The sequence below is a fragment of the Pandoraea sp. 64-18 genome, from assembly GCF_001899225.1.
Lineage (GTDB): Bacteria > Pseudomonadota > Gammaproteobacteria > Burkholderiales > Burkholderiaceae > Pandoraea > Pandoraea cepalis.
On sequence record NZ_MKVU01000006.1, the window covers coordinates 326,392 to 340,322 of the forward strand.

The 13,931-nt window shown below is 62.5% G+C and carries 14 protein-coding genes; 10 read left to right on the forward strand and 4 right to left on the reverse strand.

Translation table 11 applies throughout. The annotated features are described in order from the left end of the window. The first annotated feature begins 7 nt into the window (after positions 1-7). From BGP02_RS04200 to BGP02_RS04230, 7 genes are all read left to right on the forward strand, one after another. Positions 8-529, forward strand: coding sequence for a TadE/TadG family type IV pilus assembly protein (locus BGP02_RS04200; RefSeq protein ID WP_130026360.1), 522 nt, complete (start codon positions 8-10; stop codon positions 527-529). After that, positions 526-966 (forward strand): TadE/TadG family type IV pilus assembly protein, encoded by a 441-nt coding sequence (locus BGP02_RS04205; protein ID WP_150564063.1) that lies wholly within the window; start codon positions 526-528, stop codon positions 964-966. Before BGP02_RS04200 ends, BGP02_RS04205 begins: the two co-directional genes overlap by 4 nt. 28 nt (positions 967-994) lie before the next feature. Continuing rightward, positions 995-2,203, forward strand: coding sequence for a CpaE/TadZ family protein (locus BGP02_RS04210; RefSeq protein ID WP_286797903.1), 1,209 nt, complete (start codon positions 995-997; stop codon positions 2,201-2,203). Between the two features lie 87 nt (positions 2,204-2,290). After that, on the forward strand, positions 2,291-3,601 hold the full coding sequence (locus tag BGP02_RS04215) for a TadA family conjugal transfer-associated ATPase (RefSeq protein ID WP_286798176.1): 1,311 nt from the start codon (positions 2,291-2,293) through the stop codon (positions 3,599-3,601). Between the two features lie 42 nt (positions 3,602-3,643). Then, a complete protein-coding gene (locus tag BGP02_RS04220) occupies positions 3,644-4,621 on the forward strand; it encodes a type II secretion system F family protein (protein ID WP_286797905.1) in 978 nt (325 codons plus the stop codon). Positions 4,622-4,644: 23 nt separating this feature from the next. Further along, positions 4,645-5,616 (forward strand): type II secretion system F family protein, encoded by a 972-nt coding sequence (locus BGP02_RS04225; RefSeq protein ID WP_261938360.1) that lies wholly within the window; start codon positions 4,645-4,647, stop codon positions 5,614-5,616. A 214-nt stretch (positions 5,617-5,830) separates the two neighbouring features. Continuing rightward, a complete protein-coding gene (locus BGP02_RS04230) occupies positions 5,831-6,460 on the forward strand; it encodes a methyltransferase family protein (RefSeq protein ID WP_286798178.1) in 630 nt (209 codons plus the stop codon). Here BGP02_RS04230 and cynR read toward each other — a convergent pair. Beyond that, a complete protein-coding gene (gene cynR / locus BGP02_RS04235) occupies positions 6,441-7,412 on the reverse strand; it encodes a transcriptional regulator CynR (RefSeq protein ID WP_268566493.1) in 972 nt (323 codons plus the stop codon). The two genes, BGP02_RS04230 and cynR, sit on opposite strands and share 20 nt — an antisense overlap. A 140-nt stretch (positions 7,413-7,552) precedes the next feature. On the opposite strand from cynR, the gene BGP02_RS04240 reads away from it, so the two are divergent. Both BGP02_RS04240 and BGP02_RS04245 read left to right on the forward strand, forming a co-directional pair. Further along, positions 7,553-8,722 carry an HPP family protein gene (locus BGP02_RS04240; protein ID WP_268566494.1) on the forward strand — a complete coding sequence of 390 codons (1,170 nt, stop codon included), beginning with the start codon at positions 7,553-7,555 and terminating at the stop codon, positions 8,720-8,722. A 28-nt stretch (positions 8,723-8,750) separates the two neighbouring features. Beyond that, complete coding sequence (locus tag BGP02_RS04245; RefSeq protein ID WP_286797909.1) at positions 8,751-9,029, forward strand: hypothetical protein; 279 nt, start codon at positions 8,751-8,753, stop codon at positions 9,027-9,029. A gap of 140 nt (positions 9,030-9,169) precedes the next feature. Here BGP02_RS04245 and BGP02_RS04250 read toward each other — a convergent pair whose 3' ends face one another. Together BGP02_RS04250 and BGP02_RS04255 are read right to left on the reverse strand one after the other, a co-directional pair. Next, positions 9,170-10,672 carry a M81 family metallopeptidase gene (locus BGP02_RS04250; protein ID WP_286797910.1) on the reverse strand — a complete coding sequence of 501 codons (1,503 nt, stop codon included), beginning with the start codon at positions 10,670-10,672 and terminating at the stop codon, positions 9,170-9,172. A gap of 2 nt (positions 10,673-10,674) precedes the next feature. Continuing rightward, the gene (locus BGP02_RS04255) at positions 10,675-12,006 is read right to left on the reverse strand and encodes an MFS transporter (protein ID WP_286797911.1); all 1,332 of its coding nucleotides are present in this window, start codon (positions 12,004-12,006) and stop codon (positions 10,675-10,677) included. A 119-nt stretch (positions 12,007-12,125) separates the two neighbouring features. On the opposite strand from BGP02_RS04255, the gene BGP02_RS04260 reads away from it, so the two are divergent. Continuing rightward, positions 12,126-13,043: a LysR family transcriptional regulator gene (locus BGP02_RS04260; protein WP_286797913.1), complete on the forward strand. Its 918-nt coding sequence runs from the start codon at positions 12,126-12,128 to the stop codon at positions 13,041-13,043. Positions 13,044-13,076: 33 nt separating this feature from the next. Here BGP02_RS04260 and BGP02_RS04265 read toward each other — a convergent pair whose 3' ends face one another. Then, positions 13,077-13,886, reverse strand: a complete 810-nt coding sequence (locus tag BGP02_RS04265; protein WP_286797915.1) for an HpcH/HpaI aldolase/citrate lyase family protein — start codon at positions 13,884-13,886, stop codon at positions 13,077-13,079. Between the last annotated feature and the right edge of the window lie 45 nt (positions 13,887-13,931).

Consider the following 13,931-nt stretch of genomic DNA (forward strand, 5'->3'; position numbering starts at 1 on the left):
GGCGACCATGACACCCCTGCGTCATCGTCACGGAAATCAGCGCGGTGTGGTCGCGGTGGAGTTCGGTCTCGTGCTGCCCGTGCTGCTCGGGCTGTTCGGCGGGATGGTCGAGATGGGACACGCCATCTACCAGTACGACACCTTGACGAAATCGGTTCGCAACGCCACGCGCTATCTGTCCGAGTTCTCGCCGATAGACCCGAACTACCCCCTCGCAGGGGCCAAATGCCTGGCCGTGTACGGCAATACCGGCTGCACCGGAACGCCGCTGATCGGCAATCTGACGACATCGAACGTCGTCGTCTGCGATCGCAGCAGCACCACCGCGCCAAGCTGCCAGGACCTGACCTACGCCAATTACATGGTGTACGACGCCACCAACAACAGCAACGCGGGCACGTCGGTCGGCACCATCAATCTGGTGTCGGTCAAAATTTCGGGATATCAGTACTCGCCGATCCAGGCGATCCTGAACTTCTCCGGTCTGACGTTCGGCGATATCAAGACCGTCATGAGGCAAGTGCTATGAAGCCCCCTCGCCTATCCTGTCGGCGCGACCCCCAGCGCGGTGCGGCCGCCGTCGAATTCGCCATTGTGTCGGCCTTGTTCATTACCTTGCTGATCGGCCTGATGGAGTTCGCGCGCATTCTCTTCTATTGGAATACCGCTGCGGAAGCGGCGCGATTGGGGGCACGCGTAGCGGTCGTCTGCGATGTGGGCGCGAGCGCGGTGCAGAGCAAGATGATCAGCCTCATGCCACAACTCGCCACGGCCAATATCCAGGTGGCGTACACGCCGTCGGGTTGCGACACGAGCAGTTGCTCGCTCGTCACGGTCAGCTACACAGGGCTAACCGTCAACACCTTTATTCCCTTTGTCCCGATTTCGGTCACGTTGCCCCCATTCACTACGACGTTGCCGCGCGAAAGCCTGACCAGCGCGTCCGGTGGGAACGTGTGCAGTTGAACATCGCAAAAAGACAGACGAGGCCATCATGCTGAAAGTATTGCTCGTTTCGCAAGCATCGGACCGTTTGGCGTTGATCGCCCGCCTCGCGCGCGACCGCCCCGAGTACGATTGCTCGACGCTGCTCGCCACACCGGCCCAATTGCTCACGTCGGCCGCACGGCTGGGCGAGCATGATGTCGCGGTGATCGATTTGCCAGGCATGCAACAGGGCGAACTGCACGACATTCAGATGCTCTGCCAGCAGTTGCCGAAACTGATTTGCATCCTCGTGTCGGCCGAATCGTCACCCGCCTTGCTGATTTCGGCGATGCGCGCCGGCGCCCGCGACGTGCTGCCCTGGCCGGTCGATCAACACGCGCTGACCGACGCCCTCGCCCGGGCGTCGATGCAGCACGGGCACGATGCGCCGCACCCGATGCGCGCCGTCTCGTTCATGTCGTGCAAGGGCGGCGCCGGCACCAGCTTCGTGGCGAGCAATGCGTCCTATCAGTTTGCGATGCAGACCGGCAGCCGCGTGCTGCTGATTGATCTCGCCCAGGAGTTCGGCGACGCGGCGTTCCTGATAAGCGACAAGACGCCGCCGACGACCCTGCCGGACGTTTGCGCGCAAGCCGATCGCATCGACGCCTCGTTCCTCGAAGGGTGCGTGACGCACGTCGATGACGGTTTCGATGTCCTTGCCGGCGCGGGCGATCCGGTCGCCGCGCTCGGTGTGACGGAAGCTTGCCTGAAGCGCATTCTCGCCGCAGCCGCAAGCCGTTACGACCTTGTGGTGTTCGACATCGGCCAGATCCTCAACCCGCTCACCCTCTATGCATTGCAACGCAGCGATCACATCTACGTGGTCCTGCGGGCGAACATGCCATTCCTGCGGGCGAGTCGTCGGCTGTTCGACTTGCTGCGCCGTCAGGGCGTCGCCATGGACACGGTCCACTACGTGCTCAATCGGGCCGGACGGCACGATGCCGTCGCGGCCAAGGAGGTGGCGAAGGTCATCGGCAAGCCGGCACTGGTGGTGTTGCCCGACGATGGCGCCGTCGCGGCCGCCGCCACCAGTCAAGGCGTGCCGGTGCTCAAGTTGTTCAAGCGCAGTGCCTTGACCCGGGCGCTGGGCGGTCTGGCATCGAGCATGGCGGGCGCCCACGCGAGCGCAGGCATCGCGCCGGCGAATGGCGGTTCGTTCATCGGCAAGCTCTTCCGCAAGGCGTCCGCCGGGCGGCCCACCCTCGTTTGATCGTCGCAACTTTGCCTCTGGGAGATCATCATGTCGCCAATCCTCGATGCCCCGTCTTTGCTGAGTCCGGCCACGTCGTCGGAGCGCATGGCTGCACCGCTCCAGGTCGCCTCCGGCATCGGTCCGCATTACGGTGAGCTCAAGCGCAAGATGCACGAGATGGTGCTGGCACGCGTCGAGCTGGAAAAGCTCGCACGCCTGTCGGACACGCAAGTCAAACACGAACTCGTGCAGTTGATCGATCGTGTGGTGGGCGAGCAGAACGTGCTCGTCAATGACGCGGAACGCCGGCAGCTCGCCGGCGACATCTACGACGAGATGTTCGGCCTGGGACCGCTCGAAGCCCTGTTGCGCGATCCGACCATCTCCGACATTCTCGTCAACACGCACAAACGCACGTATGTCGAGCGCTTCGGCAAGCTCGAATCGACGGCCGTGACGTTCTACGACGACGCGCACCTGATGAAGATCATCGAGAAGATCGTTTCTCGCGTGGGGCGCCGCATCGACGAGTCGAGTCCGATGGTCGACGCCCGCCTGCCGGATGGCTCGCGTATCAACGCCATCATTCCCCCGTCGGCGATTGACGGTCCGCTGTTGTCGATTCGCCGCTTCGGCACCACCGCGTTGCAGATGACCGACCTCGTCCGTCTCGGCACACTCACGGAGCCGATGGCCGAAGTACTGTCCGCGCTGACGCACGCCAAGGTCAACATGCTGATCTCAGGCGGCACGGGCAGCGGCAAGACAACGTTGCTCAATATCCTCTCGAGCTTCATCCCGGACACCGAACGCATCGTGACCATCGAAGATGCCGCCGAACTGCAGTTGCACCAGTTGCATGTGCTGCGGCTCGAAACGCGTCCGCCGAACATCGAGGGCAAGGGCGAAATCACGCAGCGCACGCTGGTCCGCAACGCGTTGCGGATGCGCCCTGATCGCATCATCCTTGGCGAAGTGCGCGGCGCGGAAGCGCTCGACATGCTCAATGCCATGAATACCGGTCACGAGGGGTCGCTCGCCACGATCCACGCGAATACCCCGCGCGATGCCCTGACCCGAATGGAAAACATGATCAGCATGTCGGGCCTGCAACTACCGCCCAAGGCGATGCGTCAGCAGATCGCTTCGGCCATCACCGTGATCGTGCAGACGGCACGCCTCACAGATGGACGTCGTCGGCTGGTCAGCCTGCAGGAAATCACGGGGATGGAGGGCGACATCATCTCCATGCAGGAGATTTTCACGTTCAAGCGGACGGGGGTCGGTGGCAATGGTGAGGTGAAAGGTCATTTCGTCGCCAGCGGTGTACGTCCGAAGTTCTCCGAGCGCCTTCAGGCGTTCGGCGTCGCTTTGCCGGATGCCATCTACGATCCGTCGCGCCGCTTGGAAGTGTGACGATACCCGCGCCCGACAGGCGTCCCGCAGTGGGAGGAAACGATGAGTCCGTACTTCTACATTTTCGCGATTCTGCTCTTCGCGGCCGTGGTACTGGCCATCGAAGCCGTCTATCAGTGGTGGAGCAACCAGCACAGCGCGGCCGCCAAACGGATCGAGTCGCGCATTCGCTCGCTCTCGGCCGGCGGCCATGTCGATCGGGAGCACACGTCGATCCTGAAGACGCGGATGCTGAGCGATTCGCCGAGACTGGAACAGCTTCTGATGCGCATGCCGCGGGTCCACAGTCTCGATCTCTTCATCATACAGTCGGGGCTTTCGTGGTCGGTGAGCCGCCTGCTGACGTTCATGCTGCTACTGGGCGCCGGGGCAGTGATCCTGGTACTGATATTGCCGCTGCCGTGGCGCCTGGCGCTCATCGCGGGGCCGCTGGCGGCATGCTTGCCGGTCCTGTATGTGATGCGTCGTCGCAGACGTCGACTTGCGCAACTCGAACGCCAGTTGCCGGAAGCGGCCGACATGATCGCCCGCGCATTGCGCGCGGGACACGCGTTCACGGGGGCGATCGAGATGGTCGGCGATGAAATGTCGGCCCCTATCGGCGGCGAGTTCCACATCATGTTCGACGAAATCAACTACGGCGTCAGCCTCAACGACGCCCTGCTGAACCTCGCGACACGCGTGCCTGTCGCCGATCTGCGCTACTTCATCATCGCGGTGATGATTCAGCGCGAGAGCGGCGGCAATCTCGCCGAGATCATGGGCAACATCGCCGAGCTCACGCGAGAGCGGCTCAAGCTGTATGAAAAGATCAAGGTGCTATCGGCCGAAGGACGTCTGTCCGCCAATATTCTGGAGGTGCTGCCGTTCGGCGCCGCCGGCATCATCATGGTGGTCAACCCGGCGTTTCTTGAAATTCTCTGGCACGACCCCGCCGGCATCAAGCTGGCCGTGGTGGCGCTGGTGCTGATGGCGTTGGGAATGGTGTGGATGCGCATGATTATTCGCATCCGCGTGTGAACGGCGACGGCGGGGGAACTGTCATGCCACAACTCAATCAAGGCCAAATGGTCCTGCTGGTCGGCGTCTTCGTGATCTCGTTCAGCATTGCGCTGGTCGCAGCGATCTGGTTCTGGCCCCAGAAAACGAAAACGCGTGCTCGCGTGGGGGCCCTCGGCGCCGGCACGTCGGCGGACGCGCCCGGCGAGCCGACCGGCACACGCGAATGGATTGAGCGCCTCGCCGAATGGTCGCAACCGATCTCTAAACTCTCATTGCCCAAAGAGGGGTGGGAGAGTTCCGTCCTGCGTGTGCAGTTCATGAACGCCGGCTGGCGCGATGCGTCGGCGCCCGCGCTCTACTTCGCGGCCAAGACATTGCTGGCGCTGGTGCTGCCGTTGATCGGCTACTACATTGCGAGCACGCACTACACGACGATCAACCGCACGCTGCTCCTAAGCGTTCTGTTGTTGCTCGGTGCGATCGGCTACTATTTGCCGAACGGCATTCTGACGCGCCGAATCGCCTGGCGCCAACGCGTGATTTTCGAGGATTTTCCGGACGCACTCGATCTGTTGACCGTGTGTGTCGAAGCGGGCTTGAGCCTGGATGCGGCGCTGGCCCGTGTCGCGAAGGAAATCCACGTTCGCAGCGCGGTGCTCGCGCGCGAATTCGACTTGATGTTGCTCGAACTCCGGTCGGGCTATTCAAAGGAGCGTGCCTTGCGCAATCTGAGCCTGCGAACGGGCGTCGAGGATATCGATACGTTCGTGTCGATGCTGATCCAGGCCGAGCGCTTCGGGACCAGCATCGGGGCGTCGTTGCGGGTGTTGTCGGAGACCTTGCGAATGAAGCGGCGGCTACGGGCCGAGGAGCGCGCGGCCAAAATCGCGCTGAAACTACTGTTCCCGCTGATCTTTTTCATCTTCCCGACGTTGCTGCTGGTGCTGCTTGGCCCGGCGTTCCTTCAGATCTACCGGGTGTTGCTGCCTTCGCTTTCCGGTTCGATCAATTAGCGCGGGCATGGCATTACCACGATGACGCCGGCTCCGGAACTACACCGGCATCGCTTGACGGCAACACCCCGCGTTGTTTGCGGCGCGGGGGACAGAGCAAAAACGACCGGCACGCGAGGTGCCGACGTGACCAGCATCAAGGACCTGGATCATGGAAAGCAAAAACTATGTGGATCTACCCCTGGACGGTGCCCTGCCCCGTGACGAACCGGGCATGCAGTCTCGACCTCAGTGGCGTGAAATGGCGGTGGAGATATCGGTGCGAGTGGGCTCCGCGCTGCTGCTAAGCATCTTTGCGTATTCGGCCATCCTGCAATGGCGCCTGGACCCCGCCCGTCTGACGGTGCTGCTGCTTGCGCTTGCGTCGTCGTTGACCGTCGGTCTGTCGCTGTTTGCCCGCATTCCCGAGAAGCGCGACTGGCGACCGGTGAGCATTGCGCTGTCGGTCGGCGGCACGTTCTACTTCCTGGCTATCGAGCTGGCGCCGGGCATCCGGCTTATTCCGGAGCCGGTGGGTGCAACCCTGTGTTGTGCCGGCATTCTGTGGCAACTGTTCGCCAAGGCGTCGCTGCGCCGGTCGTTCGGCATCTTGCCAGCAAACCGGGGCATCGTGACCCGCGGTGCCTATCGTCTTGTCCGGCATCCGATCTATCTCGGCTACTTCATCACGGACATAGGCTTTCTGTCGACGAACTTCGGTTGGCGCAACCTGCTCGTCTATGCCGGCTTGTACGCCCTTCAGATTGGACGTCTGCTTCGGGAAGAACGGCTCTTGTCCCACGACCCGGAATATCGGGCCTATCGAGCGATCGTGCGTTACCGCGTCATTCCCGGGGTGTTCTGACGACAGTGCCGTCGGGCCGACGAAGGTCGTCGTCGATGAATGACGACGCAAGCCCAAGCTGACGCGTCGACGACATCACGATGTTCGCAAAGGCCTTTGCGGCCGCGGTTCGGTGGACCCGCTGCCGCTCCAGAATGGCCACGGTACGGCTCGTGATGGGCTCCGGCAGATCGAGATGCGAGAGTCCTGTCGGCACATCCCCGCTGACCTGGGGCAATACGGTGGCCATCCCCCCAAGCTGGACAATTCTCAGTACCGCACTGATGGAGTTGGCCTCGACGGCGATGTTAGGCGCGATTTTGTGCGCTCGGAAATACGCATCCGCATACGTTCTAGCGGCGAAACCTTCGACGAGCATCACAAGCGGCAGGCTCGCCAATTGCGCCGAGGTGATGGCAACCCCTTCGCAGCGCAATGGATGCGTCGAGCTGACGACAAGCGTTGCCCGCTCCTCGAATAGGGGCGTCACCTGGATGCCTTCGGTTCGAACATCGGTGAATCCAACGCCAATGTCGCTTTCGTCCGCGCACAACGCCGCTTCGATGGCGTCGAGCGACATCTCCGACAAATACACATGGACGTTCGGATAGTGCTCGTGAAACGAGTGCACCCATTTCGGCATCAGCGATTCGGTAAATGAAGGCGTACACGCCACGCGAAGTACCCCACGCGACAGATCCTCAACCTCCTGCAATGCCCGCCATCCGGCTTCAAGCTCGAACAGCGCCTTGCGCGCATGCGCAACGTATGTCTCGCCAGCATCGGTGAGTCGGATTGACCGTCCGGTTCTGTCAAACAACGTCGTTCCGAGGTAGTCCTCGAGCTGCTTGATTTGCTGCGACAACCCGGGCTGGGAAACGCCCAACGCGTCCGCAGCACGCGTGAAGTTCTTGTGCTCTGCAACAGCGAGCAAATACCGTATCTGACGCGGGACCACGGTGCGGTTCTCCATAACTTGAACTTATCGGGACCATTGCAACCACGTCTTGGACTCAATCGACGCGCAAAGGCAGAATCATGGATGGCCCACCGATCGAAGTCACGCGTGCGGCGAGGCGCTTTTTCCTTCACACCATAACAATTCGAAAGGGTATGTTGACTCAAAAGCAGATGCAAGCATGGTTAGGCGCGTTTCTGCCGAACGCCACGGGCCTCAGTGCACGGGAACGCCTGCGCTCTGGCCTGGGCGCAGCAGCAGCGCTGACGATTGCCGGGCTGACCATCCATCTATTCCCCGGATTCTCCAGCCGCTTTCCGCTGCTGATCGCCCCGATGGGGGCTTCCTCGGTGCTTCTCTTTGCCGTACCCGCCAGCCCGCTCGCTCAACCGTGGTCGGTGATTGGCGGCAACGTCATCGCCGCCATTGTCGGCGTCACGTGCGGCATCGTCATTACGAATGTGCCGATTGCCGGCGCGATCGCCGTTTCCGTAGCCATTCTGGCGATGTTTGCAGCGCGTTGCGTGCATCCGCCCGCCGGTGCCGTGGCACTGACCGCCGTGTTCGGCGGGGCCGGCATCCATGGAATGGGCTATGCCTTCGCCATTGCCCCCGTTGCCCTGCAGTCGACGGTGCTGGTGTCGCTCGCCATCATTTATCACTCGCTCACGGGGCACCGCTATCCGCATCGCGTGGTAAAGATCAAGGCGACGGAATCGGCGGATGCTTCGATGGAAACCGGCGGCGGATTCACGCGTAAAGATCTGGAAGCCGTGCTGGCGCGTCGAAATGAATTCATCGACGTGGACATCGACGACCTGGAGGCGCTCCTGCGAGAAACCCAACTCGCCGCCTGCCGTCGAACATTTCACGGCCTGACGTGCCAGGACATCATGACGAAGTCGCCATTGACAGTGCTCAAGGAGACGGATTGCTCGGTGGCGCTCAAGTTGCTGGAGCGTCACGCCATCAAGGCGCTTCCGGTGCGCGACACCGATCATCAGATCGTCGGCATCGTGACGCGGTATGACATCCATCGCGAGCTTGGACGTGCCGCCGGACCGCAAAGCATTGGCAACGCGCTCGGTTGGCTTCTCCCCGGGAAGGACAACCCCCGATCGGTCGGCTCGGTAATGACGACCCGGGTGTGTACCGCAAAGGGCTCAGATTCCATTCTCGACCTGCTGCCCACGTTCTCCACGACTGGGCACCACCATATTCCAGTGGTTGATGACGGCAATCGTGTCATCGGAATGATTACGGAGAGCGACTTGATTGCGGGACTTCACGCGGGAACGCAAATTCACCAGCTCGAAGCCGCGTAGATCTTCCGGGCACTTACCAGGAGGGGGCATGAACCTGAGAACCATCGAAACCTATCGGTCCGTCCACATCGAGGCTGCGCTCGAGCTTGAGCATCACGGGTACATCGCGTGGATACGCTATCGCGACAGGCGCAGGATCGTCGCGCACCGACAAGTGGCGCCCTCGGTCGGGAAATGCTTTGAGGCGGTGGATGTCCTCGTCAAGCAATTGCGGGCTGAGATTGACGAGATGATCCGACGCGGCGACGCCACGGAAGAACCAAGGCGGGTGCATCGGGCGCCGCAAGCGTCGCCGCGGATGCCATAGAGCGAGCGGTGGTCCGGGACGGGCGACTATCGCCCTTCCCTATGCCTCTCGCCTATTTCTCAGTCAGGCCAGCCTAACGACGGTGTCGTGCATGGCGGCATCCGCCCAGACGTCCTGGTATTTGATGTGTAGCACCGACGCTACCCGCCAAAAGGCTCACCGCCGGGGCGAGTGCGCATGCCGGGGGCGAGACGCGTCCAGGGCAGATCGGCGGGATCGGCGGTCATGGGGCCCGGCGCCTTCGCCACCAACACCGCCTCGGCGATTGGCTCAAAGTCCGCGCGAAAATGCACCGAGCTCTTGTTCACGAGAATGCGCATCTCCTCCGGCTGGATTCCCGCCACGCGATACAGATTGCGGTCCAGCATCTGCGCCTTGCTGGAACTGATCGCAATCAACACGTCGTCGATGCGCAAGCACGCGACCGGGCCAAGTTCGGCTTGCATGCCGTTCATCATGGGGCCGTCATAGCGGCACCGACCCTCGGAGAGGAACGTGACTTCGAACTTGCCGACGAACGGTTGGTCGCCAGGCACGCCCGACTGCCCGCCCAACGACGTCTCGATCTGCGCGCCTATGCCCGCGCGATGCGCTAACGCCGCAGCCTCCGGATCGTATATCAGGCCGATCGCAGCACGTTTAGCCCCATGACGAACAAGGGCTCGCAGCATCTCCATCGTGTTGGCATCGCCACCGGCCCCGGGATTGTCCTGCGTATCGGCAATGACGACCGGACGACTCGCCCCTTCGGATAATCGCATCGCTTCTTGCACCGCGGCATCGGGGGACAGGAACGTGACGCGCCACGCAGACTCCTCGTCGATCATGCGCCGGTAAAGCGCGTCGACGGCTGCATTCGCGGCGTCGGCCGTATGCCCGTACGCCCAGATCACCGGACCGCATTCAGGAAAATCCGCCGCCGGAAACCCCGGTGCGAACGATGCCGATACGACATCGCCCACTTCCGCCTCGCCGACGCGCTGGTACATCCCGCGCGATGGTTCGAGCAGCGTACACATGCCATTGATCGGAATGAGAAAGGGCAATCGCCGCGACGCGCGATGCAGCCCTTCCCCCGATATCAACCGTGCAAGCAGATCGGCGGCACGCGCCCCCGTCTCGGCCATATCCACGTGCGGATACGTGCGATACGCGACGAGTGCATTCGCGCTGCGCAACATTCGTTCGGTGACGTTCGCGTGCAGGTCGAGCGACGCGACGATGGGCACGCTCGGGCCGACGACCTCGCGTACGCGCGCAAGCAGCTCGCCTTCCCCATCGTCGACATGTTCGGCAACCATCGCCCCATGCAGATCGAGATACACCGCATCGAACCGCTGCGTGCGCGCCGCCTCCACGATTTCGCCCGCGATCCGCTCGAATGCGTCGCGCGTCACGTGCGCCGACGGACTCGCGCCTGCCCAGATGACCGGCGAGAGCGCATATCCGGCAGCCTCCGCCGCTCGAATGAAGCCGCCGGCGGGAATGTTGACGTCGCGCAGCGCGAGTACGTCGCTGCCGCGCGACATCGACGGAAAGCCTTCGCCACGCTCGAAGTTCTCGTAAGCGGCTTTCGACGGCGCAAAGGTATTGGTTTCGTGTTGGAAACCGGCGATCAAAATGGTCGGAGGGGTACGGGACAAAATCAGACCTCTGGTGAGATTGTGGGGGCGGGATCGGGCGTCACGGACGTCAAGCGGTGCGCCGGACGCATCGCGAGCAATACGATGGCGCCGATGGCCAGCAGCGCGACCATCACATACAGCCCGGCGTGCAGACTGCCGGTCGCACCCTGCGCCCAGCCGATGATCGTCGGGCTCAGGAAACCGCCCATCAGCCCGATGGTGTTGATGAGCGCAATGCCGCCCGATGCGGCGTCGCCCTTGAGGTATTCGGACGGCATCGCCCAGAACACGGTATAGGCGACCCACATCATGGCGGTCGCAATCGTCATGCAGGTCAGCGAGAGCGCGAGATCGCTGCTGAAGAGCGTGGCGAGCGCCAGCGTCACCGAACCGATGAGTGCGGGCACTGCGCTGTGATAGCGACGCTCGCCGCGCCGGTCGGAACTGCGGCCGACGAGCAGCATCGCGACGGCCGCCGCGACGTAAGGTATCGCCGAGTAAAAGCCGATCTGCAGGGTGTCTCGCACGCCGGCCGCCTTGATGATCGACGGCAGCCAGAAGCTCACCGCGTAGATCCCACAGATAAAGCAGAAGTACGGCAACGCGAGCCAATAGACCCGCGGATCCTTGGCGACCTGCGCGAACGAATGATGTGAGCCGCCCCGGGCATCGAGTTCCGACGCGAGCAGGCGCTTCTCGTCGGCGCTCAGCCAACGTGCGTCGGCTGGCCGGTCGTCGAGCACAAACAGCGCGAGCACGCCGAACACCACGCACGGCAATCCCTCGATCAAGAACATCCACTGCCAGCCGTCAAGGCCGTGCGCGCCGGAGAACGCCGTCATGATCCACGTCGACAGGGGGCCGCCAAACATGCCGCCGATCGGACCTGCCAGCATGACAATCGCCATGACCTGCGCCATGCGCGCGCGACCGTACCAATAGGTCAAGTAGAAGATCATGCCGGGTGCGAATCCCGCCTCGAAGACGCCGAGCAGAAACCGCATCGTGTAGAACATCGGCTCCGAACGCACGAACACCATCGACGCCGAAGTCACCCCCCACAACACCATGATCCGGCTGATGGTCTTGCGCGCGCCCACCTTCGGCAAGAGGAGATTGCTCGGGACTTCGAACAACACATAGCCGAGGAAGAAAATACCCGCGCCGAGACCGTACACGGCATCGGAGAAGCCAAGATCGCTTTGCATCTGAAGCTTCGCGAAACCAATATTTACCCGGTCGAGGTACGCGAACGTGTAGCAAAGCAGCAGAAACGGAAGCAGCCGCCAGTTCAGCTTGCGATAAAGCGCCGCGTGCCGTTCAGTGAGAGGCGTGGAAGGAATAGCGGACAAGAGCGTTCTCCGGTGTGCTTAGGATGAATTCATCATTAACAGCCAAAAACCGAAGAGCAAGAGCAACCTAAGTCGGTTATCGTTGCTCATTTGGCAACACTTAACCGAGGACGGACACGGTGCGTGAACTGAATCAACGGCGTTTGCGGTATTTTCACGAAGTGCTTACGCACGGCTCGATCCGCGCGGCAGCCGACAGCCTCAATACGGCGGCGTCGGTGATCACTCGGCAAATCCGGCTGCTCGAGGACGAGATTGGCTCACCGCTTTTCGAGCGGCGTGCGCGGGGTGTCCGGCCGACCGAAGCGGCCATGCACCTCCTCGAATATTGGCGGGGATGTCAGTCGCAACAGGAGCAGTTCGAAGATCGGCTTGAGGCGCTGCGCGGTTTGAAGCGGGGCAATGTCCGGCTCGCGATCAGCGAGGGTTACATCGACGGCCTGATGGAAGAGGTGCTCAACGACTTCTGCATGCAGTTCCCCGGACTCGACGTGATCGTCGATATCCTGCCGGTCAACAACGTTCTGGAGGAGGTGGCGCAGAGCCGCGCGCACATCGGTCTGGCCTATAACCCGCCCGCCCACCCGGAGATTGAATTCCGCGCAACGTCGTCGCAGCCGATCGTGCTGCTCGTCAATACCCGGCATCCGCTCGCACTGCGAGGCGGTACCGTCACCGTCGAGGAAATGCTGCAATATCCGTTGGCGCTGATGCCGCCCGCATTCGGGCTTGGACAGGTTGTCGAGATGCTGGCTTACACGGAAAACGTCGACATCCGCCGAACGCTGACCACAAACTCGCTTCAGGTACTACGCCACTTCGTGACTCGCGGAGAAGGCGCGACGCTGATCGGCGCCTTCTCCGTGTACCGCGAAATCGATGCCGGCGAACTCGTCGCACTGCCTATCGCACATCCCCTCTTCGAAGCAGCGAAGGCGCGGGTGCTGGTGAAGTCTCGTCGTCCGCTTTCCCCGGCGGCGGAAACGTTGCTGACGTGGATTCTGAAGCGGATGACGATGTTTTCGGAGAGCCATTGAACCTGGGGTCAACGGGCGCTATTGGCGCAGCCCCTAGACCAGTTGCGCCACGATCGCCTTGGCACGTTCCACTACCGGTCGGTCAACGAGCTTGCCGTCCACGGCGATCGCGCCTGCGCCTCCTGCGGCGACCGCATCGAGCACCCGCGTCGCCCACTCGGCTTCCTGTTGCGTCGGCAGGAAACCGTCGCGCACGATCCCGACTTGCCTCGGGTGAATACAAAGCTTTGCCCCGAAACCAAACGCGCGTGAATGACGCACATCGGCACGCAACGCGTCGTCGTCGCCGATGGCGACCGTCACCCCATCGATGGGCGCCGGCAACCGCGCATAGCGTGACTCGATCACGAACTGCGTTCGAATCGCATCGAGCGCGGCAACGTCGTCGCCGATGCCGGCGTCCGCGCAGAAGTCAACCGTACCGAACGCCAGGCGCGTCACCCCCGGCGCCCCTGCAAGTTCGCGCAAACGTACCACCGCGTCGACCGTCTCGATCAGCGCGTAAAGCGTCTGCGCCTCGCGCAAGCGGGCGCGCAACGACTGCATCTCGTCGGCCCGCTCCGTCTTTGGCAACATGATCCCCGCGACGCCCGGCATCTCGGCCAATCGAAGATCGTCGGCGTGCCAGGGCGTATGCACGCCATTGATGCGCACCAATACGCGCGCGTCTTCACCGTGTTGCGCCAGCCATTGAAACAGCGCGTCGCGCGCCGCTTGTTTGTTGTCGGGAGAAACGGCGTCCTCGAGATCGAGGATCACGCGTGCCGCGTCGGTGGCGAGCGCCTTGTCGAAGCGATCCGGACGGTCGCCGGGAACGAACAGATACGTGGATACAGCGTTCATGGGTGCCCCTTTGCGCGGGCGCCCTTCCCGACGCATTGACGGGGT